We start from the raw sequence: 24,244 nt of genomic DNA on the forward strand, positions 1-24,244 counted from the left end.
GATATCAAAACGCCATTGCTTTAAGCGTTTTGCAGCTTATACTCCCGCGCCTTCACTGTCGGCCCGCTCAACCCGGGCAGGCAGGTACTCAGGCAGCCACGCTGTCTGACCACGGAACCGCATGGCTGGCGTTCTCGCCTCAGCTGTCACTAAGGGAATAGAAAGCACCATGTCCTCTCCTCGTGCCTTGACCGCGCTTGCATTGATCATTGCGACGCAACTGGCAGGCTGTTCTGCTTTCCGTAGCTATGACACCGAACTCAAGGAAACCAGTCAGCAACTGGCCAGCGGCAATGTCGACGCCGCATTGGGAACGCTGGAAAAAAACAACACGGGTGAAGACAAAGACCTTCTCTACTACTTCGAGAAGGGCGAGCTGCTGCGTGCCAAGGGCGACTTCACTGGCAGCCAGACCGCCTGGCGCACTGCTGATCAGGTGGTGTTCAAGTGGGAAGAGTCAGTCAGGCTCGACACCGACAAGTACCTGGCCCAGTTCGGCAGTTTTCTGGTCAACGACAAGGTGCGTCGTTACGAAGGTTATGACTACGAAAAGGTCATGCTGACCACTCAGATGGCGCTCAATCTTCTGGCTCGCAACGATTTCGACGGTGCCCGGACCGAGATCAAGAAGACTCATGAACGCGAAGCGGTCATCGCCGGGCTGCGTGACAAGGAGTACCTCAAAAGCGAGCAGGAAGCCGAGAATCGCGGTGTGAAAACCCGATTCAAGGACCTGCATGGCTACCCGGTTGCTTCGCTGGATGCGCCGGAAGTCGTCAGTCTCAAGAACAGCTATCAGAGCGCGTTCAGTCATTACCTGGCCGGCTTTGTCTACGAGGCACTTGGCGAAAAAGGCCTCGCTGCGCCGGGTTATCGCAAGGCTGCCGAGCTACGCCCCAACACGCCGTTGCTCGAACAAGCCATCAAGGACCTCGACGCTGCCGCCAGCAAGGACGGTAACAGCGAGGTGCTGATTGTCGTACAGAGCGGCTTCGCGCCTGCGCGTGACTCGGTGCGCATCCCGCTGCCGCTGCCCATCAGCGGAAATCTGGTGATCACGCCACTGTCATTTCCGGTGATCAAGCCGGACACCACCACGCCGACCTTCAACCAGATCATTCTGGACGGCCAGCCCCTCAACCTGACCCTGCTCAACAGTACGACCGCCATGTCGCGTCGCGCACTGCGAGACGACATGCCAGGCATCATCCTGCGCACCACGGTGCGCGCCATCACCCGTGGCGTTGCGCAAAAGCAGCTCAACGACGTCAACCCGCTGGCGGGCCTGGCTGTAGGCATTGCTTCTGCGGTAACCGAGGGTGCTGACACGCGCACCTGGCGCACGCTGCCGGACAACACGCTGGTAGCGCGTCTGCGTCTGACTCAGGGCGAGCATCAGATCATCCTGCCCAATTCGCTCGGCGGGTCGCATGTACGGGTCAAGGTCGATCAACGCTATCAGGTGGTTTCCCTGCGTGCCCTGGGCAGCCAGGTATTTGCGGGCAGTCTGGCGGCGCAGGTCATGCCGTCGAACGTGCCGCAAGCCATTGCCGTCGCCAAATAACCCTGAACGGAGACTTTCCATGCGTATGAAGATTTTCGGCGTGCTGGCACTTGCCCTGCTGGCGGGCTGCGCGACCCCGCCGCCACCCGCTGCAGGCAGTGCTGCCAGCAAGGTGGTATCGATGGGTAAAACGAAAAATATCGAAGTCGGCGCGATGCGCGTCGCACGCGAAAACGGCTTCCTGACGGTCAAGGCTCAACTGACCAACACCAGCAGCCGCAACACGATGCTGTATTACCGTTTTGCCTGGCTGGGTAACGACGGCTTCCCTGTCGCCGACGAAGAAAGCTGGAAAAGCATCACGCTGTATGGCTCGCAGAGCACCGTGCTGCCCGCCATCGCGCCTGTTCCGCGTGCGACTGATTTCCGCATCGAAATCAATACGCCTTGACCTGTTGCCCACTTTTTCAGTTCCGGAGATTCAAACCATGCTGTCCAGACGCTTCTGCTCCATTGCCGCCATCACCCTGTTACTCACTGGCTGTGCCAATACCTCGCCGGGTCTTGGTAGCAAGAACATCAGTTACGGCGATACCAAGGCCGTCGAAACCATCACCAACGAATTCGGTTCGACCGACCTGCAGATGATCGCGGAAAGCATGACCCGCTCGCTGGCTCAGTCCGGCACCCTGCAAGGTCGCCCGGTGGTTCAGGTGTATGACGTGAAGAACAAGACCAGCGAGTACATCGATACCCGCGAAATCACCACGTCGATCAAGACCCAACTGATGAAAAGCGGCGCTGCCCGTTTCGCCAGTGATGACAACCAGATGCAGAATCAGGTCGACCAGCTCAAGCTGCAAAATCAGAGCGGTCTGTACAAGAAGAATACCGTGGCCAAAATTGGCAGCATGATCGCCGCCAAATACCGCCTGGAAGGCTCGATCAGCTCCATCGTCAAGCGCAGCAGCGACTACAAGGATGTCTTCTACAAGTTCAGCCTGCAATTGATTGACGTCGAAAGCGGTCTGGCCGAGTGGATGGACGAAAAAGAAATCCGCAAAACCACGGAGCGCTAATCAATGCGCGCATGGATCGGCATCATCAGCATGGTTTGCGCGATGGGTGCGTACGCCGCCCCCAAGGTCGCTGTGACAGACATGGCGTTTCAGGAGCGGGTGGAGCAATACATTCACACCGTTTCGGCCCGCAGCAACCTGCAAGCCAATCGCTACAGCGCCAGTGCGTCGTCCAGTTATGACGAGTACGAGTCGCGCACCAGCTACATCGAACAGGGCGAGTTGCGTAAATTCAGCGGTGACATCAAGGGTGAGATTCTCAAGTCCGGGATGTTCCAGCTGGTGCAGGGTACGCCTTATACCGCAGGCTCCCGGGAAGACGTCTACGACGTTATCAAGCGCATCAAGAACGGCAACTTCAAGGGTGCGGATTACGTGCTGTTCGGCACGGTTTCGGACATCGACTTCCGTCAGGACGTCGGCGAAATAGCCAATACCAATAGCCACTCGGCAATTCTGGGGCTGACCCTGGTGGCCGATTTCAGCCTCATCAACACGCGGACGTTCGAAATTACCTCGGCCTTTACCGCGATGGGTGAAGGTCAGGACACCAAACTGGTGAACGGCCGGGATATCAAAGTTTCGCTCAATCGCGGCCTGGTGGTGCGCGAAGTCTCCAGATCAATTGGCGAAGACGTCGCCCGGCAGTTGCGCGAGCAGCTGCGTGGCGAAGTCGAGCTCAACGAGCGCCGCGAACCGCAGAACAGCCTGCCCCGCGACGAAGCGCCGCGCATTCTGCGCTAGGCGCTGGCCGCCGTCAGGCCGTGCCGCGATGCAACGTCGCCAGAAAACCCGCCGCGCCCACGAACAGGCTGGCAAAAGTGCGATTCAGACGCCGTTGCTGGCGAGGGGTCTTGAGCAGGCGCAACACCTTTGATGCCAGTCCGGTGTAGCCCGCCATGACGATCAGGTCGACCACCACCATGGTCGCCGCAATGATGACGTACTGGATCAGCAGTGGCGCAGCCGGATCAATGAACTGCGGCAAAATCGCCAATATGAAAATCAGTGCCTTGGGGTTGCTGATATTGACCAGAAAGCCGCGCATGACCAGCGTCATCGGTTTGCCGACAGGGCGCACGACAGATTCATCCGCGAGGTCGGTGGGCAGTGCGCGCCATTGTCTGATGCCCAGATAGATCAGGTATGCCACGCCAAACCACTTGATCAGCGTGAACGCCATCTCTGAAGCTGCGAGCACGGCGCCCAGCCCTGCTGCGACAATCGCGATCTGCGCCACCAGTGCGACTTGCAGCCCCAGCGCATTCCAGTAGCCGCGCAAGAAGCCGTATTGCAGCCCGCAGGACATCGAGGCGATGGCGCCTGCGCCAGGGGAAAGACTGATAATCCAGCAGGCCGCAAAAAAGCCCAGCCACATTTCAAACGCCATTACGCACCTCAGGCAAAGTCCAATGCTCGATAAATTAATGCGTGTCGCTTTGCAACGCTAACTATTTCTAGTCCTGCTCATCGGGCTGCTTTGCGACCACCATCTGCGGAAACAGATCGCTGCCACGCCAGCGACGCACCGACTTCTGGAAAAACTGGCTGTTAGGCACCTGAACCAGCGCGCCGCCGGCTTCCGGGGTTTCGATCAGGGTGGTGAACATCAGGTTGATGGCGACCACTCGGCCCTTGACGCCGGGCTTGTCCAGCGTGTCGACCAGCTCGACCATGTCGCCGATGCGGAACGGGCCGATGGTGAAGATCAGGATGGCGCAGAGCAGGTTCGACAGCACGCTCCACATCGCGAAGAACGCCACGGCGGCGACGGCAACAAAGCCCGACAATGCAGTCCACAGCACCGTTGCCGAAACGCCGAGCCTGCCCAGTACGAACACGAATGCGCTGCCCATGATCAGCCAGCGTAAACCACCGCGAACCGGCACCAGCAACTCTGGCGGCAGTGGATAACGCTCGCCCAGACCAGTCAGAAAACCTCCGACGATCCGCTGCAACACATAGCCGGCCAGCAAGATCAGTAGAATCTGCATGCCGATCAACAACGGCTCAAGCCAGTATGCGGATATCGACAAGCCCAACATCTCCATCACTCTCTTGCCTCACTCACGACAATGCTTCCAGTTCGGCCTGCATGGATTCCAGCAGCTCCAGCGCCTGCATCCAGGCGTCTTCCAGCTCGGCTTCCCGGACCTTCAGCTTTGCCTGCTCGGCCAGCAGGTCGCGCAGCTTATCCTTGTTGGCGGCGTCGTAATTGCTGCTGTCTGCCAGGGCCTCTTCGACCTTGGCGAGTTTTTCATTCACCAGCCCGAGATCGCGCTCCAGCTTGTCGGCTTCGCGCTTGTGCGGCGCCAGTTGCTGACGTAGCGCGGCGGCCTGCTGACGCTGGGCTTTCTTGTCGGTCTTGTCAGCGTTGACCGGCGTGTTGCTGACGGGCGCGTTGCGCAGCCGGTAGTCGGCCAGCCACCGGGTGTAGTCATCCAGATCGCCATCGAACTCCTGCACGCGGCCGTCGGCCACCAGCAGGAAGTCATCGGTGGTGCTCTTCAGCAAATGCCGATCGTGAGACACCACCAGTACCGCGCCGCCAAACTCCTGCAAGGCCATGGTCAGCGCCAGGCGCATCTCCAGGTCCAGGTGGTTGGTCGGTTCGTCGAGCAGCAACAGATTGGGTTTTTCCCAAGCGATCAGTGCCAGCGCCAGACGGGCTTTTTCGCCACCGGAGAAATTCAGCACCGGCTCGTCGAGGCGCGCGCCCCGGAAGTCGAAACCGCCGAGGAAGTCACGCAGCGTCTGTTCACGCTCGGTGGGCGCCAGGCGTTGCAAGTGCAGCAACGGCGTCGCCTTGGCGTCCAGTGAGTCGAGCTGATGCTGGGCAAAGTAGCCCACGGTCAGGTTTTCACCGCGCACCAGTCGACCGCTTTGCGGCTCAAGCTCGCCTGCGAGGTTTTTGATCAGTGTCGACTTGCCCGCGCCGTTGGGGCCCAGCAGGCCGATGCGCGCACCGGGAGTCAGTTGCAGCTTGACCTTCTCCAGCACGGTCTTGTCGCCGTAGCCCAGGCGCGCATCGGACAGGTCCAGCAACGGGCTGGAGATCTTGTCGGACTCACGGAAGACGAAGTTGAACGGCGAGTCGACGTGCGCGGCGGACAACTCCTCCATGCGCTCCAGCGCCTTGATGCGGCTCTGTGCCTGACGGGCCTTGGTGGCCTGGGCCTTGAAGCGCGCAATGTATTTTTCCATGTGCGCACGCTGCACCTGCTGCTTCTCGTAGGCCTGTTGTTGCTGGGCCAGACGTTCGGCGCGGGCACGTTCGAAGGCGCTGTAGCCACCGCGATAAAGGGTGATCTTGCGCTGCTCGACATGGGCAATGTGATCGACCACGGCGTCGAGAAAGTCCCGGTCGTGGGAAATCAGCAGCAAGGTGCCGGGGTAGCTCTTGAGCCAGTCTTCAAGCCACAGAATGGCATCGAGGTCCAAGTGGTTGGTGGGCTCATCGAGCAGCAGCAGGTCTGACGGACACATCAGCGCCTGCGCCAGGTTCAGGCGCATCCGCCAGCCACCGGAGAAGCTGCCGACCTGACGCTCCATCTGTTCGTTGGTGAAACCCAGACCCGCCAGCAGCTTGCGAGCGCGGGCGTCGGCGGTATAACCGTCGGCGCTGTCGAGCTCCGAGTGCAGACGTGCCTGAGCGGCGCCGTCCTGCGCGGCTTCGGCCGCTGCCAGCGAGCTCTGCACTTCCCGCAGGCGCTCGTCGCCATCGAGGACGTAGTCCACGGCCAGACGTTCGAGGGTGTCGACCTCCTGACGCATGTGTGCGATGCGCCAGTCGGCGGGCAGCAGGCAGTCTCCGGCGTCAGGCGTCAACTCGCCGCGCAGCAAAGCGAACAGGCTGGATTTACCGGCGCCATTGGCGCCGATCAGACCGGCTTTATGGCCGGCGTGCAGGGTCAGCTCGGCGTCTTCTAGCAGACGTTGCGGACCACGCTGTAAGGTAAGGCTTTGAAGTCGAATCATAATGGCGGCGGAGTCTACCAGCTTCGTCCTGAACAGGTGGATCACTATGCCTTCAGCGCTCTGGAGTTTCACCCTCGATTTCTACGCCCGGCCGGGTGTGGAACAGGCTTGTCTTGCGCTACAAGCCAACGGGGCCAACGTGTGCATGGTGCTTTGCGGCGTCTGGCTGGAGTCGCGCGGCGTGGCCTGTAATGCGCAACGATTAATGCAAATCGGACAATTGGCCACGCCTTGGCACGATGACGTGGTGCGTCCACTGCGGGATTTACGCAATCAATGGCGTGATTCGGCACATCAGGATGCCGCGCTGAACGCTTTGCGAACCAGGGTCAAGGCATTGGAACTGGAGGCCGAGCAGAATCTGCTGCTGAGGCTTGAGACGCTGACTGATGGCTGGCCGGGTGGCGAGGCAGGTAACACAGGCGACTGGCTTGAAGGACTTGCGGAGGGGGATGTGGCAGAGAACCGCGATGCGCTACTGGTGTTGCGCATCGCGGCCAATCTCAGCGTTGACCAGGCTTAGGAAGCGCTGGTTGGCGTTACGCTGTTGCTCGGTGTTGCCGGTGCAGCGGCTGGCGCAGTGGCTGCCGGTGCCGGTGCAGCTTTGGCGGCAGCCGGTTTTGCAGCGGGTTTGGCTGCAGGCTTCGCAGCCGGTTTAGCGGCTGGCTTGGCCGCTGCTTTCAGCGGCGCTTTGGCAGGAGCCTTTGCTGCTGGCTTGGCAACGGGAGCTTTGCTGGCTGCGGGTTTGGCAGCACTGCTTGCGGTGGTTTTGGCAACAGCAGGTGCTTTGCTCGCGGCAGGTTTGGCAGCCGGTCTGGCGGCAGTCGATTTGGCTGCAACTGGCTTGGCAGCCGCTGTTTTCGCAGCGGTTGGCTTGGCGGCGGCAGTCGACCGGGTAGCGGGCTTGGCAGCCGGTTTAGCGGCTGGTTTTGCAGGCGTTCTGGTTGCAGCCGATGCCTTGGTCACGGCAGGGCCGGACGCCGCTTTAGCGCTGGCAGCAGGCTTGGCCGCCGTTTTGGCGACGGGTTTGGCGGCAGCTTTCACCGGCGCTTTTGCAGCAGGTGCCTTGGCAGCGACTTTAGGCGCAGCAGGCTTGGCATTGCGAGTGCTCAGAACTTTACCTACCGCCTCTTTCACCCGGCCGATACCCTGGGCCAGTTTCAGGCTCTCTTGAGCATCGCGCTTGAGGTGCAGGATGTAAGTGCGGGTTTCTGTCTGACGCTCCTTGAGCGCATCCAGCAATTCTTCCAGCTCGGACACAGCGCCTTTGGCCTTGTTCTGGGCCTTGGATTTGCCTGCGGTGGCAGCATCCTGCAATTTGATACGGGCGTTGTGCAGTTTTTCCTGCGCCTTGCCGCGTTGTTTCTCAAGCTTGGCGAGCAGTTTCTCGGCATCAGCCAGAGCTTGGGAGCAGGCGTCTTCCAGATGTTCAAGCAAGCTGCCCGATAATTGTTGGAGCAAATGCAACGGAGTATTTACTGGCTTCTTTTTGGCCGACATGACTTACCTCCTGGGTGACGAAATTGCGGCTCATACTAGGCTTCTGCGCGCATCGCCGCTAGGGCATCTTGACACCACTAACGGGGCGCTGTTGCATACTGCAAAAAATGATTACCGCACGACGATGCGCAGGTATCGTGAAATTCACATCTCAAGACTGGCCACTACACGTCCTGGCACTGGCATAATCGCCAACTTCCCAGGCCGGAGAGCATTAATGTCGCGCTACCTGTTAACGTCGTTGTTCCTCTTGCTACCCCTGGCCCAGGCTGCCGAAGCGCCGCCCTCCAGTGACAGTCACGACCTGGCTTACAGCCTGGGCGCAAGCCTTGGCGAGCGTCTGCATCAGGAAGTTCCGGACCTTGATCTCAAGGCGCTGGTAGACGGTTTGAGGCAGGCCTATCAAGGCAAGCCGCTGGCCCTCAAGCAGGAGCGCATCGACCAGATTCTGCGTGAGCATGACGCGGCAATCGCGCAAGCCGAAACAACAGGTACAGACGCGCCCACCGAGGCGGCCCTGGGCGCGGAGCGTCGTTTCATGGAGGCTGAAAAGGCCAAACCGGGCGTCAAGGTGCTGGCTGACGGCATTCTCATGACCGAGCTGACACCGGGCAGCGGCCCCAAACCGGACGCGAATGGCCGGGTGGAAGTGCGCTATGTGGGGCGTCTGCCGGACGGCACGATCTTCGACCAGAGTACCCAACCGCAGTGGTTCAGGCTCGACAGCGTGATCAGCGGCTGGACCAGCGCCCTGCAGAACATGCCGACGGGTGCGAAATGGCGGCTGGTGATCCCTTCGGATCAGGCCTATGGGGCCGAAGGTGCCGGTGACCTGATCGACCCGTTCACGCCGCTGGTATTCGAAATCGAGCTGGTCGCTGTCTCACAGTAAGCGTCAACAAGCCCTGTGGCAGACATGCAAAGGGGTGCAAAAAGCACCCCAGGCATGTGTATATGCAGCATCACACCTGCGCGGCGAGTTCTTCCTTGTGCGAGGTATGCAGTACCTCGATCAGGCAGTCTTCCAGCTCGAAACGCTCATGCAGCAAGCGGCCCAGCTGGTTGAACTCTTTGGCGACCACTGCTGCGTCCGAGCAATCGCCCTTGTCGCAGCGGTCATTGAACGCCAGCGCGAACTTGGTGATGACATCAAGACGCGGGTAGATGGTGTCCGCCAGCTCAAGCCCGCGCTCGTCATTGAATGCCCTGGCCTCATCGCCAAGCTGTTCGTAGACTTCGAAGTGCCCGGCTGAAACGTAATCCACCAGAATTCCGCACAGATTCTGTAAACCTTCCAGATCGGCTGCCAGGGCTTCGGGTGTGTCACCCAGCGCATCGTAGGCTTCGATCAGTTCGAGACGGCTTTCCAGCCAGCGATCAATCAGCTTGTTGACCCCGCCCCAGCGTTCCTGAGCATTCTGACAACTTTCCAGCATGGTCTTCTCTCTTCCCTTCGGGGGCGTGCGGTCCTGTGCCAGCCTTGATGATGCACAAGGAGCTGGCTTGATGATGCGTCAGGACAGCATGATTCCAGTGACGCGTGCGGCCCAGATTATGCCCGCTCGGTAAGGCCATCAAGGTACGCAGGAGATAAAGTTCATACAAGCGTTTAATACCCTTGCCGGTTTTTGGCCGCCAGCCAGGCAAGTAATTCGCTGGAAAGTGGATACAGCGCCACCGTTGCCAGGCCCGCAAAAGCCAGCAGGCTCCACTCCGGCAGGCTCATGCCGAACAGGGACCAGGTGATTTCGGCGCAAAATATTGCATCACTGCGCAGGCGGTCTATGCACATGTCCAGCGACAGAAAGCTCAGTAAATGTTCGAGCCTTGAAATGAAAGGTATCAATTGATCGACCGAGGCGGTTTGCAGCCACACTTGAAGGCCTGCGGTGCCCATGCCTGCCAGGGTAAACAGCAGCAGCCCCAGGCTGTAGCGACGCAAACCCTCGGCACCAGGCGCGTGGCAGGCAGCGGCCAGGGCCAGAACAGCGCAGGTGACAAAGGCGGCACGTTGCAAGATACACAGGATGCAGGGTTCGAGGCGAAAGGCATGCTGGACGTAAATGGCGGTGCCGATGATCAGTGTGCAGGCCAGCGATGCCAGGAAATACAGGAAGCGTGTGCGAGCCAGATACATGGCAAATCCGTAACAAAGGACGAGGCGATTACGGTAGAGGAAAGGATGCGGGGCTTTCAAGGTGACGGCGTGCGGATGCTTCGCTGTTTAACCACGAAAACAAACACACTGCAGTGCGGTTCTTTTACACATCTACGTAGGAGAATTCCCACATGCCGATGTTTGCTGGCTTTAGGGCCGAGAGAGCCCTGATTCAGGGCTCTCGACAGATTCAGCCTTGGGTCAGTGCCGGTAGCGGGCGGGACAGGAAGCGTTCGTCCAGCAGGCCGAGACCTTCCTGAAACAACTGGTTGCTGCGATCCGTTTCGCCCAGTTGCGCAAGCAGTCGCGCCAGCTCCGCGCAGGTTTCAGGATTACGTTCCAGGCGCAGGCTGCTCTCCAGATAATCCCGCGCCTTGCCCCATAACCGTCCCTGCAGACAAATGCGGCCCAGACTCAGCAACAGGCTCGGGTCGCTCGGGTGATGCTTGAGCCAGCCTTCAGCCGTCTGTAGCTGCTTCAGCGGGTCGCTGCCGCGCACCAGTCCGTACAGACGTGCAAGATGACTGTGGTAGTCGCGCTTGAGTGCTGCGCGAAGCACCTCTTCAGCCTGGGTCTCGGCGCCCAGTCGGCGCAGCTGATCGGCATAGGCCAATACCAGTTGCGGTTCCTGACGCTGCGCGGAGCTCAGGCTCTGCCAGGCCTGTTCCAGCGACGGCAGACCGGTCAACGCCCCTTCGCTGTCATCGCGATAACCCGCCAGCGTCAGGTTCTCACCCCAGGCGCGGCGTTCCAGTTCGGCCAGTTCTCTGGAGGGCAGTACCTTGTCCTTGCGCAGCTCGGGCAGCAGACGAATCAGCTCGGACCAGTCGCCCCGTTGCTGATAAAGACGCTGTAACTGGCGAAGCACCTGAGGGTTGTGCGGATGACGCTGGTGCATGGCCTGCAATGTGGTCAGCGCGCCGTCGGTGTCGCCACGGTCCTGCTGCAACTGGGCGTGGTTCAGGGCAATCGCCAGTTCGGCTTGTGGCTGACGCTCAAGCGCGCGTTCCAGCAGGCTGTCGCAGTCTTCGTAACGCCCTTGCTCATTGGCGGCGCGTGCGGCGCCGATGTAGTACAGCAGTGGATGCGCATCCGCTTCGGCTGCCCGTTGCAGATGACGCTGCGCGCTGGCCCAGCGGCCTTCGGCGAGGTCCATCTGGCCTTGCTCAATGGCCATTTGCACGCGACGATGACGGTTACGCCGTGACCAAGGGTTGACCACGCGGCCGGAGGTGGTCAGCAAGGTGATCAACAACCTGACGAGGAAGATCACCAGCAGCACCGCGAGCAGCAGTGCCAAGGTTGCCCACAGGCTCGATTCGTAGCGGAAGTTTTTATAGGCGATCAGCACATAACCGGAGTGATCCGCTATGGCGACGCCAATCAGCGCTGCCGCAACGATAGCGATGAACAACAGCACATAGAAGCGCTTCATCGGCTGGTCCCCTGCTGCGCCTCGGCTGGCTGGCTGACGGCATGACGGCGCTCAAGGTAGGCCTGCACCGCGCTCAGCGTTGGCGCCAGATCAGGAGTCTTGACCGACACCGGCTTGTTGGCCACGTCGTCTAGGCCAAGGCTCAACGCTTTGCTCTGCGGGTCTTCCTGATTGAAATTGGCCTTGAGCACGCTTTGAGCTTCGGCAACGGCCTTGGCGTAAACCTGCGGCTCACCGTTGAGCGCCGCCCATTGCGCCTGCTCCAGCGCAAGGCTCAGGGCCAGGCGCACTTGCGACAGGGTCTGACCTGCCAGCACCGGGCGGATGTCCTTGTCGGCGTTGAAGTCGATACGGAAGTAATGGGAGATCTGATCCCACCAGCGCGACCACTGACTGTTTTCAGTCTTGTCTTCGGTCAGGCCCAATAGCGACTGACCCTTGTCTTCGTACTCGGGGGCCAGTGTGTTGAGCTGGACGGCCTGCTCGCGCAGCGCGGCCAGTTGCAGGAACAGACCGGTACGATCCGGCTGCTCGACGCTGCGCAGGGCTGCCAGGCTCTTGGCCAGTTGCTCGCGTGCGGCGAAAGACCCCGGATCGTCCTGCTCGCGCAGAATTTCATCGGCACCCTGAACCAGCGCCTGGGCGCTGTTGATGTCCTGCAGCGCTGACAGGCGCAGGCTGGCAAGACGCAGCAAATGTTCGGCCTCGGCCAGACGCCAGTCCTTGCGGCTGGCGCCCAGCACGGTTTCAAGACGCTGGCTCAGGCGTTGCTGGTCGCCCTGCAACTGCGCTACCAGACGCCGGCTGTCTTCCAGTTGGTCGGCAGGCGGAAGTTGCGCAAGACGTGCGTTCAGTTGCTGGTCGTTCTGAGCCAGCACCAGCGTCTGTTCGGCGATGTCTTGCACCTGTCCGCGCTGTTGCTGGTGGCCGGCCTGTAGCATGCGCAGTTGCCAGACTCCCCAGCCTGCCACGGCGACGCCGGCGATGCCGAGCAGCAATGCAAGGATCACCAGGCTACTGCTGCGGTTGCCGGTACGCTCGACGCGCACGGGGTCGGGCGTGGAATTCGACGTTTTCAAGACCGATTCTTCGTCTTTAGGCAAGGCTGTTTCGCTCACGTATCCCATCCTTTGCATATTGGCGTAATAGCGTAAACGACAGGTGTCGATTAATACGCCTTCACGGCAGGCTGAGGCTGATTCCGCAACGCTGCCAGCAATGCCGCGGCGCTGGCGCCACGGCAATCAATAACGGTTCGGGCACCGGCTGCTCGCGCAATGTCGGCAACCCTGGGGCTCGGTACAAATAACGGCAAACCGGCCAGATCCGGCCATGAGTCACCTGCCATTTGCAGTAAATGTTCAAAACCCTGCCCACTGCTGACCACCAGCCCGTTCAAGCGTTCCAACGTCACGCGTTGCAGCAGGGTGTCAGCAGCGTACTGCGGCAGGTAACGCCGGTACAACGGCAGGTACTCGACATCTGCTCCCTGCTTGCGCAATTGCTCGGCCAACAGTTCGCGTCCCTCGTCACCACGCATGATCAACACCCGGCTTCCGGGCGTGGCAATCGCCTGCTTCAGGCGCGGCAGTTCGAGCAAGGCCTCGCTGTCGTCACCCTGTTCCGGCCAGCTTGTGTCCAGGCCGTAATCGAGCAGTATCTGTCCGGTAGCTGAACCCACACTGAACCAGGGTTGCATGGGTGGCTGCGGCCACACTTCATCGATCAGTTCGATGGCCAGACGCGCCGCCGGCTTGCTGACCACGATCACTGCACAATAATTGAGCAGCTCGAAAATGATCGAACGCTGCGCAGGCGTCAAGGGTAAAGGCTCGGTTTCAAGCAAGGGCAGACAATTGCTGAAGATTCCGGCGTCGGCCAGCAGTCTGGCCAGCGCCGCCGATTCTTCGGCCGGACGGGTCAGCAGCAGACGCCAGCCATTCATGGGTTATTGGCCTCGCCGTAGACCGCCTTGAGGATCTCGGCTGCACCTTGCGCCAGCAACGCTTCGGCGACTTCCACGCCCAGCGCCTGGGCCGAGGTTTGCGGTGCGCGGGCTTCTGCATGCAGCAACAGGCTGCCGGACGGATCGCCGACCAGGCCTCGCAACCAGACATTATCGCCCTCCAGCACGGCATAGCAGGCGATGGGCACCTGGCAGCCACCGTTGAGGTGCTTGTTCAGCGAGCGCTCGGCAATCACGCGCACTGCAGTGTCTTCGTGATGCAGGGGCGCAAGCAGCGCGTGAATTTCGGCATCGACACTGCGGCATTCGATACCGACCGCGCCCTGCCCACCGGCGGGCAGGCTGTCGTCGACGCTGATCGACGAGGTGATACGGTCTTCGAAGCCCAGGCGAATCAGGCCGGCCGCAGCGAGGATGATTGCGTCGTACTCACCGGCATCCAGCTTGGCAAGCCGGGTATTGACGTTGCCGCGCAGGAAGCGGATCTGCAGGTCCGGGCGCCGCGCCAGCAACTGGGCCTGGCGACGCAGGCTGGAGGTGCCGACCACGCTGCCGGGCGGCAGCGCTTCGAGGCTGGCGAAGGTATTGGATACAAATGCATCGCGCGGGTCTTCCCGTTCGCAGATGCAAAACAGACCCAGCCCCTGAGGGAAGTCCATCGGCACATCTTTCATCGAATGCACGGCGATGTCGGCACGGTCTTCCAGAAGCGCTGTTTCCAGCTCTTTGACGAACAGGCCCTTGCCGCCGATTTTCGACAATGGCGAGTCCAGCAGCTTGTCGCCACGGCTGACCATGGGCACCAGAGTGACGATAAGGCCCGGATGAGCCTGCTCCAGGCGCGCTTTTACATATTCGGCCTGCCAGAGGGCCAGCGCGCTTTTGCGGGTGGCAATGCGGATTTCGCGAGAGGACATTGAACAATCCGTACTGAATAGATGCGACGGATAATAACAGCTCAGCCGGAACGACTTCAGTGCTGCCTGAAAACTTGCGTCAGTCCACCGTTTCCGGGCAGCGAATCGGCCAGTGGCTGAGGGGTCTGACAAGAAGGGTTGGCGATGCAGAAGCCGGAAAACGCACAGTCCTGAGATGTCGATCAGTGCTGTGACTCGGCCTTGGCATTCGTGGCCCCAGAGCGGGTGAAAACCCTAGAGCTGCTGCATCATTTTGCGAACACCCGCCACATGACGGCGGCTGACAGTCAGCGCGTCGCTGGCCTGAAGGCCCCTCACGAACAACTGAAAGTGCCCAAGCGGCGTGCGTTGCATGCGCTCGATTCGGTCACGCGCCACCAGTGCGTTGCGGTGAATACGCACGAACCGGTCACCGAACTCGTCTTCCAGCGCCTTCAGTGGCTCGTCGAGCAGGACCTCGCCACCTTCATGTCGCAGGGTGACGTACTTGTGATCGGCAATGAAATAGATCACATGGTCCAGCGGAATCAGCTCGATGCCCTTGCGGGTCCGGGCGCTGATATGACTGCGCGGGCCTGAGCCGCTTTCGGCAGCAGGGCGAGTCATGGCGGCCAGCTGAACGCGATTCGGGCGCTCGGCTTTGCGCAATGCTTCGATCAGATGCTCGGAGCGCACGGGCTTGACCAGGTAGCCGACCGCGCTGACCTGAAAAGCTTCCAGGGCAAACTCGTCGTGTGCGGTGCAAAACACCACGGCTGGCGGTGCTTCACGCTCGCACAGCCGCGCCGCGACTTGCAGGCCATCAAGGCCCGGCATGCGAATATCGAGCAACACGATATCCGGCTTGTGGGTTTCGATCAGCGCCAAGGCTTCTTCACCATTGGAGGCGCTGGATTCCAGTACTCGGTAACCCTCGATTTCGTTGACCATGCGGCTGAGTCGCTCGCGGGCCAAGGGTTCGTCATCAACGATCAGGACATTCATATAGCTCTGGCTTCCTGCGTGAGTCTCGCACAAGGATAGCGTAGACAGGTGTAGTGACGACCGTCACGGCGCTCCACGCTCAGACTGGCGTGCGGACCAAAAAGTGCCGCAATGCGTGCACCGATATTTGTCAGGGCTTGCTGAGTACCGTTGGAAGTCTGCCGAGTGGCAGCTTCTTCATAGGGATTGCTGACGCTCAATATGAACTCTCCCTCTTCATAATCTGCTTCGACTGTTACTACGCCCCCTTCGACTCGCGGAGCAATGCCATAGATCAAAGCGTTTTCAAGTAATGGCTGCAAGGTTAGCTGGGGAATCGGCAAGTCATCGGGAATTGCGCTCACCCTCCAGTCCAACTGTAGACGCTCGCCGAGACGATATTGCTCAATCGATAAATATCGTTTTGCCAACGCCAGTTCTTCACCCCATGTCACCAGGCTGCCGGGCTTGGCCAGGCTGGCGCGAAACAGGTCAGACAAATCCAGTACCGCCTGCTCCGCCTTGACCGGGTCGCTGGCGACCAGGCTCGCAATACTATTGAGGGTGTTGAACAGAAAGTGCGGGCGGATGCGTGCCTGCAATGATTCGATTCTCGCCCGCAGCTCGCCCTGCTGCTGCTTGCGCCATTGGCTCTGAAGATAGAAATAACGCAGCATCAGGGCTGACATGATCAATGCGATGGTCGAGTAACGCAGATAACGCTCGACCATCCCGCTGACCGAGATTCTGCCGGTAAGCTGACACACATCGGTGACGGCCGTGCACAATAACGTCAAACCGACCACCAACAGGCAGCTGAGCATGCCGGCCAGCCCGGGCGTCAGGCGCGCCAGCCAAGGCCGCAGCCCGCAGAGCAGCGCCGCCGAGAGCAGCACGATCCACTGCACGAACAGTGACATGAGCGCCAGGCGCACCCAGTCGAACCCGCTGCGCATCGGTTCTACCAGCACCAGAATCACCACCAGCAGCTCGGCCAGTACCACAAGCACCAGCAATGCCTGCGGCAGGCACAGTTCGGGGAGGAAAAAGTCTTTGCCGGGAACGGGCCTGGCAGGGTGTTTCAACGGTTCGGTCTGCATGGCCTCAGTCTCTGCCCTGGCCTCGTCGGCAGCAAGCCATCCGGGAATAAAAAAGCATCAACCCTGTTATCATCGCTACCGCCCTTGTGCCAGGTATCGGGCACGCCACTTACTGTTGAGCAACGAGCGAATCCATGAGCACCGACAAGACCAACCAGTCCTGGGGCGGCCGCTTCAGTGAACCCGTCGACGCATTCGTCGCACGTTTCACTGCCTCCGTCACCTTCGATCAACGCCTGTATCGCCACGACATCATGGGCTCCATCGCCCACGCCACAATGCTGGCCAAGGTGGGCGTTCTGACCGACGCCGAGCGCGATACCATCATTGACGGTCTGAACGCCATCCAGGCAGAAATCGAGGCCGGCAGCTTCGAGTGGCGCGTCGATCTGGAAGACGTGCACATGAACATTGAAGCACGCCTGACCGATCGCATCGGCATCACCGGCAAGAAGCTGCACACCGGTCGCAGCCGCAACGATCAGGTGGCCACCGATATTCGCCTGTGGCTGCGTGACGAAATCGATCTGATCCTGAGTGAAATCACCCGTCTGCAGCAAGGTTTGCTGGGCCAGGCCGAGCGCGAAGCCGAAACCATCATGCCTGGTTTCACGCATTTGCAGACGGCCCAGCCGGTAACATTCGGTCACCATATGCTGGCCTGGTTCGAAATGCTCAGCCGCGACTACGAGCGTCTGGTGGACTGCCGCAAGCGTCTGAACCGCATGCCGCTGGGCAGCGCCGCGCTGGCGGGCACCACCTACCCGATCGACCGCGAACTGACCTGCAAACTGCTGGGCTTCGACGTGGTGGGCGGCAATTCGCTGGACGGCGTGTCGGATCGCGATTTCGCCATCGAATTCTGTTCGGCCGCTTCCATCGCCATGATGCACCTGTCGCGCTTCTCGGAAGAGCTGGTGCTCTGGACCAGTGCGCAATTTCAGTTCATCGATTTGCCGGATCGCTTCTGCACGGGCAGCTCGATCATGCCGCAGAAGAAAAACCCTGACGTGCCTGAACTGGTGCGCGGCAAGAGCGGCCGTGTCTTCGGTGCCTTGATGGGCCTGCTGACCTTGATGAAAGGCCAGCCGCTGGCCTACAACAAGGACAACCAGGAAGACAAGGAGCCGCTGTTCGACGCGGCCGATACCCTGCGTGATTCGTTGCGCGCGTTCGCCGACATGATCCCGGCGATCAAACCGAAGCACGCGATGATGCGCGAAGCAGCGCTGCGCGGGTTCTCCACGGCGACCGATCTGGCGGATTACCTCGTGCGCCGGGGCCTGCCGTTCCGGGACTGCCATGAAATCGTGGGTCATGCCGTGAAGTACGGCGTGGAAACCGGCAAGGACCTGGCGGAAATGAGCCTGGAAGAGCTGCGTCAGTTCAGTAACCAGATCGAGCAGGACGTCTTCGCGGTGCTGACCCTGGAAGGCTCGGTGAATGCCCGCAACCACATCGGCGGCACCGCGCCCGAACAGGTTCGCGCTGCTGTGGTTCGCGGTCAGGAACTGCTGGCCACACGCTGAACATAACGTTCTGGATGCACCGCGTCCGGTGATCATCGTTCCCACGCTCCGCGTGGGAATGCCTTTCTGGACGCTCTGCGTCCGATCCTGACGGTGCGCCGCGGCGCTGGTATGTGACGCAGAGCGTCACGAACTGCATGCCAACGCGGAGCATTGGCACGATAGTCGGCCTAGCCCCTGCTCATCGTCCTACGACTCTTTCAGCACCTGCCGATTTCCCTCCGGCGCACCCCGCCGTTATCATCCCCGCATCTTGTGAAGGACTTATCCGATGCTCAATGGCCTGTGGCTTGGTTTTTTTGTCGTGGCGACGATCTCCGCGCTGGTGCAGTGGCTGGTGGGCGGTAATGCGGGCATTTTTGCGGCAATGGTCGAAAGCATCTTCGCCATGGCCAAGCTGTCGGTCGAGGTCATGGTGCTGCTGTTCGGTACGCTGACCCTGTGGCTCGGTTTTCTGCGTATCGCGGAAAAGGCAGGGATTGTCGACTGGCTGGCCAAAGTCCTCGGGCCACTGTTCCTGCGCTTGATGCCGGAAGTTCCGCCGGGCCATCCGGCGCTGGGTCTGATTACCCTCAATTTTGCCGCCAACGCCCTGGGTCTCGACAACGCGGCGACGCCTATCGGCCTGAAAGCCATGCGTTCGTTGCAGGAACTCAATCCCAGCAAGACCGCTGCCAGTAACGCGCAGATCCTGTTTCTGGTGCTCAACGCCTCGTCTCTGACCCTGCTGCCAGTGACGATCTTCATGTACCGCGCCCAGCAAGGTGCGCCCGATCCGACACTGGTGTTTCTGCCGATCCTGCTGGCGACCAGCGTTTCGACCATTGTCGGCCTGCTGTCGGTCGCCTTCATGCAGCGTCTGCGTCTGTGGGACCCGGTAGTGCTTGCCTATCTGATCCCCGGCGCTTTGCTGCTTGGCGTCTTCATGGCCTTTCTCGGCACGCTGTCGGCGGCCGCGCTGGCGGGCCTGTCGTCGATTCTGGGCAACCTCACGCTGTTCGGCCTGATCATGATGTTCCTGATCATCGGCACGCTGCGCAAAGTGCTGGTTTACGAGGCCTTCGTCGAAGGCGCGAAAGAAGGTTTCGACGTCGCCAAGAGTCTGCTGCCTTATCTGGTTGCGATGCTCTGCGCGGTGGGCGTGCTGCGTGCCTCCGGCGCACTGGACTTCGGCCTCGAAGGCATTCGGCATGTGGTGCAGTGGCTGGGGCTGGACACCCGCTTTGTCGATGCACTGCCGACGGCCATGGTCAAACCTTTCTCCGGCAGCGCTGCCCGCGCCTTGCTGATCGAAACCATGCAGACTCAGGGTGTGGACAGCTTCGCCGCACTGGCGGCTGCGACGATTCAGGGCAGCACCGAAACCACCTTCTACGTACTGGCGGTGTACTTCGGTGCGGTAGGCATTCAGCGCGCCCGCCATGCGGTGGGTTGCGCGCTGCTGGCTGAATTTTCCGGCGTTGTGGCGGCGATCTTCGTCTGCTACTGGTTTTTCGGCGCCACTGCCAGCTAGAACGCTATTGCGCCGGTGCTGCGGGAGCCGATTCAGCCGGGGCTGACTCGGTTGGAGCAGCCTCCTGTTTCGGCTCGCTGGCGTCCGGCTCCGCAGGTGCCGATTCAGGCGTCACCGGGTCAGTCGAGTCACCGCCGGGCTTGAGCTTGATCAGCCTGCCAGTCGGTCGTTTCACGGCTGGCTGGTCGTTATCGGTCACCACGAATCGCAGCACGCCGATCATCTGCCCATCCTCGGTCAGCACCCTCACCTGCCAGCGGCCGGTGACGTCCTGCGGGAAGTTCTGCTTGCGCGTCCAGGCGCGGTAGCCCTCCTTGCGCCCCCCGTGGATGTCCAGGGCGATGCGGTCCATTTCCTGACCTTCGTGCCACCACACATGGTAAATGCGCTCATCAAGGCCGCGTGGCGCGTTGATGGCGGTATAGGCGTACAGGCCGCCGTTGCGCAACTGTTTGGCGCTGATCAGCGAGATGCTGTCCCCCGGCGTGCGATTCTTGTTATCGAAATCCGGGCTGACGGCCACTTCGGTCAGCCAGAGTGTCGCCGGTGGCACCCAGGAGCGCAGCAGCCAGCCCGCCGCGCCGATGGCCAGGATCATCGTGATAACGGTCAGCGCGCTGCGCCAGGTGTTGAGCGGGAAGTTCGCCATCAGGCTGGGCGCCGACAACAGCATCGCCACGCCCAGTGCCAGCTTGTAGCTCTCGGCGGTGGTCAGGTGCAGGATGATCGGCAGCGCGGTGAGCAGCGCAGCAAACAGCGTCAGGGTGTGCAGCGTCATGAACAGCCAGCGCCTTGGTGCCAGCCATTTGTAGTAAAGCGGGTCAATGATCGAGATCAGCCCGGCGGCCCCGAGCGCCGCAGTGAACACGGCCTGGCCGCTGTTCCAGGTGGTGGTGATGAAAAAGAACGGCAGCACGAAAAACAGGCTTTCCTGGTGGATCATCTGCGTGCCATAACGCAGCAGGCCCTGCGGAATCTCGCGCCCCAGAGCCTTGTTGAGCAGCCCTACCATGGTGTTTTCGATCATCAGCCACAGCCAGCTGATCAGCATCACCACTGCGATCCAGGTGGCCAGGCTTTCCTGGCGGTCAACCAGAATGAAACTGGCGATCCCGGAAACGAAACCAAACGCCGCAATGAGCCCCGGATAGCGCTGCATCAAGTTGAGCACGGGTGTCACATAGCGGTTCAGATCAAGCATCGGGGTCGTTCACTCAGGTTGATTCATACAAAAACCGCGCAGCGTACCAAACGCTGCGCGGTGCCTGCACCAGACGTACAGTTCGGTATCAGGATTCTATTTTTTTCGTGTCCGCCAGAGCCACAAAGCCAGTAGCACGATCAGGGCCAGTACCCCCGCAAGCACTTCGTACAGGCCGTCATAGCTGAGCAGCGGTTTTTCGATTCGCATGTAGCCGGGCTGGGCGAGCAACTGACGCATGGCCTGATTGGCGGTTTCGAGGCTCACGGCCTTGATACGCTTTGCAGGGTCGCCAAAACGCCCGTTTTCATAGTCGTTGAGCGCGCTCCAATAGTAGTCGGCCAGCGCACTGTTGCCCTGAGTGGCCCATGATTGCCGATCAATGGCCAACTGTTGCAGCCGCGCAAACGTGGCAGGCTGCAGGCCCTCTTTCTGCAAACGCTCGACCAGTGCCCGGATATCCTGCTCGGCTTCGGTGACATCTTCACGCTCGACGTCGGCGTTCAGGCTCAGGAAGCCGACATCGCCGAACACTTCGCGCTCTGCCGAGGGCCCGTAGGACAGGCCGTGCTTCAGGCGCAGCTCAGTGTAGAGCGCCCAGTCGAGATACGCTTTGACCAGATCCCAGGTCTCATCGTGCTGGTCGTCGAGTTGCGGCTCAGGATAGATCAGATGCAGCCTGGCGTTGGCCCCCAGACCACCGCGTTGCAGCTCGCGACGCGGTTCGGCAGCGCCATTGCTTTGCGCCAGCGGCGGGTGATCGATCGGATCGGTCGGCGCCAGCTTGCCGAACGTGCGCTCCAGATAGGCTGGCAGCAGCTTGTCCAGATCGCCGACCACGATCAGCGTCATGTTGTTGGGTGCGTACCAATTGGCGAACACATCCTCGACATGCTCCAGCTTGATACCGTCGACTTCAGGGCGTTCGGCGCATTTCAAGCCCAGCTCCACGGCCAGCCGGCTGCTGGCGCTGCGTCCCGAGTCGCGTTGCTCAAGCAGGTGCTGCAAATGCGAGAAGTGTCCGCCGTCTTCGCGCTCGACCACACGTTTGACGCCGTCCAGGCGCGCCTGGCTCAGCTCGGTTCGGGTCATGATTTCCAGCAGCAGGTCCAGCACCTTGCGCTGGTTGCGCGCCGGCGCTTCGATCACAAAGGTGGTGTCGGCATTGCTGGTAAACGCATTCCACTCACCGCCGAGTGCCTGCATGCGCTTCTCCAGCCCGCCTTCGCCACTGTCATCCACCCCGCTGAACAGCAAGTGTTCCAGCAGGTGTGGCAGTTCCTTGTCGGCACAGGGAAAGTCATCGAAACCGATGCCGACGACTAGCCGGATGGCCACATGGCCCTTTTCATAACCGGGCTTGAGAAGGATTTGCAAACCATTGGGCAGCAGGTAGCCCTCGACCTGAAGACGGTCAAGGGCAAATGAAGGGAGTGAACCGAGGAGCAGACAAGCGAACAGCAGGCAACGCATAAAACAGCTTTCCTGGCGGGCCGGTATGTTTAACAGACTTCACCTCGGCCCTTACGTTCACCGTGATCGTTCGGGTTCGTCCTCGCTCGACAAGGCGCCTGTGTCAGCGGTTTCCAGTACTGCATAGGCGCTGCTGCAGAACAGCGAGTTGAGGCGTTTCATGTCGGCGATCAGCTCCAGGTGCAGCGAGCTGGTTTCGATGCTCTGCACCACCTTGTTGCGCAGACGGCTGACGTGAGCGTGGGCCAGGCGACGTTCCTCGGCCCTGAAGCGGCGTTTCTCACGCAATAACTGACGTGCGCTCTCGTGATCGCCGCTGAGGAAAACCGAAAGCCCCAGGCGCAGGTTCGACTGCAGCTGGATATGCAGATCGGCCAACTCTTCAAGCCCGACTTCGGAGAATGAGCGACGATGCGCGGTCTTCTGCTGCTGGATCTTGCGCAGCATGCGTTCAATCAGGCCGCTGGCCAGTTCCAGGTTGATGGTCAGCTCGATGATCTCGGCCCAGCGCCGGTTATCGTGCTCGCCGAGGTCTTCACGGGGCATCTGCGCCAGATATAGCTTGATCGCGCTGTACAGTGCTTCAACGTCGTCGTTCAGGCGCCGCACTTCCTGCGTGACGGCTGTTTGCGTACCGCGTAGCACCGCCAGCATCGAACCGAGCATGCTCTCGATCAGGTCGCCCATGCGCAAGGTTTCGCGCACTGCGTTGGCCAGTGCGAGGCTGGGCGTCGACAGCGCAGTCAGGTCCAGATGCCGAGGCTTGGCCAGCCCGCCGGTTTCATTCTGCTGCGGCAGCAAGTACGAGCACAGCCGCGCCATCGGGGCCACGGTGGGCAGCATGATCAGGCAGCGCACGGTGTTGTAGATCAGATGAAAGCCGATGACCAGTTCCTGTGGACGAAAGCCCAGCGTGTCGATCCATTCGACCAGCGGATCGAGCACCGGAATGATCAGCAGCAAGCCAAGCAGTTTGTACAGCAGGCTGCCGAGCGCCACTTGCCGACCGGCGACGTTCTGCATGCTGGTGCTGAGGAACGCCAGGAGCCCACTGCCGATGTTGGCGCCGATCACCAGCCCGATCGCGACCGGCAAACCGATGACTTCGGTGCCTGCCAGCGTGGCAGTCAACAGCACCGCTGCGAGGCTGGAATAGGAAATCAGCGCAAACATGGCGCCCACCAACGCATCCAGCAACAGGTCGCCGGTCAGCGAAGCAAACAGCACTTTCACCCCGGCCGCCTGAGTGATGGGCGCGGCAGCCGCGACGATCAATTGCAGCGCCAGCACGATCAGGCCCAGACCAATACCGACCCGGCCCATCTGACCGGCGCGGGTCTGCTTGCGCGACAGAAAGAACACCACACCGAGGAAAATCAGCAGCGGCGACAGCCATGACAAGTCAAATGTCAGTACGCGGGACATCAATGCCGTACCGACATCGGCCCCCAGCATGATCACCAGTGCAGGTGTCAGCGTCATCAGCCCCTGGCCGACGAAGGAGGTCACCAGCATGGCGGTAGCGTTACTGCTCTGTACCATGGCGGTCACCAGAATGCCGGCGATGAACGCCAACGGCCGTTTGGACATGTTCTGGCTGAGCAAGCGGCGCAGTTGCGCTCCATAAACACGAAGGATGCCGGTGCGCACGATATGTGTGCCCCAGATCAGCAGGGCGACAGCAGACAGCAAATCGAGCAGGGTCAGCATGCAGAAAGCCCCCTGAGGTTTGCCCGTTCAGGCGATGAATTGAAAGATGCAGCGTGTAGCGAGCGAGGACGGGTTGATAGCGCTCTACTAAGCTTTAGTCGGCCTTTGGCCTTGGCGCCAGCATCGCACAGGGCGGGAGTCATTGAAATAAAAGTGTCATAAATCAGTATTTTGATGTCGCTTACGGGCATCTGCGATGGACATGCCGCAGACAGTTC

At 60.6% G+C, this 24,244-nt stretch carries 23 protein-coding genes; 8 read left to right on the forward strand and 15 right to left on the reverse strand.

The features are described from left to right. Positions 1-169: 169 nt before the first annotated feature. From I9H07_RS24395 to I9H07_RS24410, 4 genes are read left to right on the forward strand one after another with little or no spacing between them, the layout of a single operon-like run. A complete protein-coding gene (locus I9H07_RS24395; protein ID WP_236424330.1) occupies positions 170-1,564 on the forward strand; it encodes a COG3014 family protein in 1,395 nt (464 codons plus the stop codon). 19 nt (positions 1,565-1,583) lie between these two features. Beyond that, the gene (locus I9H07_RS24400; RefSeq protein WP_024674520.1) at positions 1,584-1,955 is read left to right on the forward strand and encodes a YcfL family protein; all 372 of its coding nucleotides are present in this window, start codon (positions 1,584-1,586) and stop codon (positions 1,953-1,955) included. 37 nt (positions 1,956-1,992) lie between these two features. Then, positions 1,993-2,583: a penicillin-binding protein activator LpoB gene (gene lpoB, locus I9H07_RS24405; protein ID WP_236424328.1), complete on the forward strand. Its 591-nt coding sequence runs from the start codon at positions 1,993-1,995 to the stop codon at positions 2,581-2,583. A gap of 3 nt (positions 2,584-2,586) precedes the next feature. Continuing rightward, positions 2,587-3,327, forward strand: a complete 741-nt coding sequence (locus I9H07_RS24410; protein ID WP_024674518.1) for a hypothetical protein — start codon at positions 2,587-2,589, stop codon at positions 3,325-3,327. Between the two features lie 13 nt (positions 3,328-3,340). Here the strand turns inward: I9H07_RS24410 and I9H07_RS24415 are convergent, their stop codons facing one another. From I9H07_RS24415 to I9H07_RS24425, 3 genes are all read right to left on the reverse strand, one after another. Next, positions 3,341-3,973 carry a LysE family transporter gene (locus tag I9H07_RS24415; RefSeq protein ID WP_024674517.1) on the reverse strand — a complete coding sequence of 211 codons (633 nt, stop codon included), beginning with the start codon at positions 3,971-3,973 and terminating at the stop codon, positions 3,341-3,343. A 67-nt stretch (positions 3,974-4,040) separates the two neighbouring features. Next, complete coding sequence (locus I9H07_RS24420; protein WP_058391172.1) at positions 4,041-4,634, reverse strand: mechanosensitive ion channel family protein; 594 nt, start codon at positions 4,632-4,634, stop codon at positions 4,041-4,043. A gap of 16 nt (positions 4,635-4,650) precedes the next feature. Continuing rightward, a complete protein-coding gene (locus I9H07_RS24425; RefSeq protein WP_024674515.1) occupies positions 4,651-6,561 on the reverse strand; it encodes an ATP-binding cassette domain-containing protein in 1,911 nt (636 codons plus the stop codon). A gap of 46 nt (positions 6,562-6,607) precedes the next feature. Here I9H07_RS24425 and I9H07_RS24430 point away from each other — a divergent pair, with 46 nt between their 5' ends. Continuing rightward, the gene (locus tag I9H07_RS24430; RefSeq protein WP_024674514.1) at positions 6,608-7,084 is read left to right on the forward strand and encodes a TIGR02444 family protein; all 477 of its coding nucleotides are present in this window, start codon (positions 6,608-6,610) and stop codon (positions 7,082-7,084) included. Here the strand turns inward: I9H07_RS24430 and I9H07_RS24435 are convergent. After that, positions 7,081-8,061 carry an AlgP family protein gene (locus I9H07_RS24435; RefSeq protein ID WP_024674513.1) on the reverse strand — a complete coding sequence of 327 codons (981 nt, stop codon included), beginning with the start codon at positions 8,059-8,061 and terminating at the stop codon, positions 7,081-7,083. The two genes, I9H07_RS24430 and I9H07_RS24435, sit on opposite strands and share 4 nt — an antisense overlap. A 217-nt stretch (positions 8,062-8,278) precedes the next feature. Here I9H07_RS24435 and I9H07_RS24440 point away from each other — a divergent pair, with 217 nt between their 5' ends. After that, positions 8,279-8,953, forward strand: a complete 675-nt coding sequence (locus I9H07_RS24440) for an FKBP-type peptidyl-prolyl cis-trans isomerase (protein WP_024674512.1) — start codon at positions 8,279-8,281, stop codon at positions 8,951-8,953. 70 nt (positions 8,954-9,023) lie between these two features. On the opposite strand, the gene I9H07_RS24445 is transcribed toward I9H07_RS24440, so the two are convergent. The 8 genes from I9H07_RS24445 to I9H07_RS24480 form a co-directional block, all read right to left on the reverse strand. After that, the gene (locus I9H07_RS24445) at positions 9,024-9,497 is read right to left on the reverse strand and encodes an Rsd/AlgQ family anti-sigma factor (protein ID WP_024674511.1); all 474 of its coding nucleotides are present in this window, start codon (positions 9,495-9,497) and stop codon (positions 9,024-9,026) included. Between the two features lie 173 nt (positions 9,498-9,670). Continuing rightward, positions 9,671-10,198, reverse strand: coding sequence for a disulfide bond formation protein B (locus tag I9H07_RS24450; RefSeq protein ID WP_024674510.1), 528 nt, complete (start codon positions 10,196-10,198; stop codon positions 9,671-9,673). 211 nt (positions 10,199-10,409) lie between these two features. Further along, entirely contained in the window at positions 10,410-11,654 is a 1,245-nt protein-coding gene (locus I9H07_RS24455) for a heme biosynthesis protein HemY (protein WP_024674509.1), read from the reverse strand. After that, positions 11,651-12,772, reverse strand: coding sequence for a uroporphyrinogen-III C-methyltransferase (locus tag I9H07_RS24460; protein ID WP_024674508.1), 1,122 nt, complete (start codon positions 12,770-12,772; stop codon positions 11,651-11,653). Before I9H07_RS24460 ends, I9H07_RS24455 begins: the two co-directional genes overlap by 4 nt. A gap of 50 nt (positions 12,773-12,822) precedes the next feature. Beyond that, on the reverse strand, positions 12,823-13,599 hold the full coding sequence (locus I9H07_RS24465) for a uroporphyrinogen-III synthase (RefSeq protein ID WP_024674507.1): 777 nt from the start codon (positions 13,597-13,599) through the stop codon (positions 12,823-12,825). Continuing rightward, a complete protein-coding gene (gene hemC / locus I9H07_RS24470; RefSeq protein WP_024674506.1) occupies positions 13,596-14,537 on the reverse strand; it encodes a hydroxymethylbilane synthase in 942 nt (313 codons plus the stop codon). The genes I9H07_RS24465 and hemC overlap by 4 nt, the downstream gene beginning before the upstream one ends. Positions 14,538-14,771: 234 nt before the next feature. Next, entirely contained in the window at positions 14,772-15,521 is a 750-nt protein-coding gene (locus tag I9H07_RS24475; RefSeq protein WP_024646727.1) for a LytR/AlgR family response regulator transcription factor, read from the reverse strand. Beyond that, positions 15,518-16,600: a sensor histidine kinase gene (locus I9H07_RS24480; RefSeq protein WP_024674505.1), complete on the reverse strand. Its 1,083-nt coding sequence runs from the start codon at positions 16,598-16,600 to the stop codon at positions 15,518-15,520. The genes I9H07_RS24475 and I9H07_RS24480 overlap by 4 nt, the downstream gene beginning before the upstream one ends. A 134-nt stretch (positions 16,601-16,734) precedes the next feature. On the opposite strand from I9H07_RS24480, the gene argH reads away from it, so the two are divergent. Beyond that, complete coding sequence (argH, locus tag I9H07_RS24485; protein ID WP_236425166.1) at positions 16,735-18,129, forward strand: argininosuccinate lyase; 1,395 nt, start codon at positions 16,735-16,737, stop codon at positions 18,127-18,129. 271 nt (positions 18,130-18,400) lie between these two features. Continuing rightward, the gene (locus I9H07_RS24490) at positions 18,401-19,642 is read left to right on the forward strand and encodes a nucleoside recognition domain-containing protein (RefSeq protein WP_058824743.1); all 1,242 of its coding nucleotides are present in this window, start codon (positions 18,401-18,403) and stop codon (positions 19,640-19,642) included. 4 nt (positions 19,643-19,646) lie between these two features. Here the strand turns inward: I9H07_RS24490 and I9H07_RS24495 are convergent, their stop codons facing one another. The 3 genes from I9H07_RS24495 to I9H07_RS24505 form a co-directional block, all read right to left on the reverse strand. Continuing rightward, on the reverse strand, positions 19,647-20,843 hold the full coding sequence (locus tag I9H07_RS24495) for a DUF5924 family protein (protein WP_024672936.1): 1,197 nt from the start codon (positions 20,841-20,843) through the stop codon (positions 19,647-19,649). A gap of 96 nt (positions 20,844-20,939) precedes the next feature. Continuing rightward, positions 20,940-22,316: a M16 family metallopeptidase gene (locus tag I9H07_RS24500; protein ID WP_236425165.1), complete on the reverse strand. Its 1,377-nt coding sequence runs from the start codon at positions 22,314-22,316 to the stop codon at positions 20,940-20,942. Positions 22,317-22,373: 57 nt separating this feature from the next. Then, a complete protein-coding gene (locus I9H07_RS24505) occupies positions 22,374-24,026 on the reverse strand; it encodes a Na/Pi cotransporter family protein (RefSeq protein ID WP_236425164.1) in 1,653 nt (550 codons plus the stop codon). Positions 24,027-24,244 lie beyond the last annotated feature (218 nt).

The organism is Pseudomonas syringae (genome assembly GCF_023278085.1).
Taxonomy (GTDB): Bacteria; Pseudomonadota; Gammaproteobacteria; order Pseudomonadales; family Pseudomonadaceae; genus Aquipseudomonas; species Aquipseudomonas syringae_Q.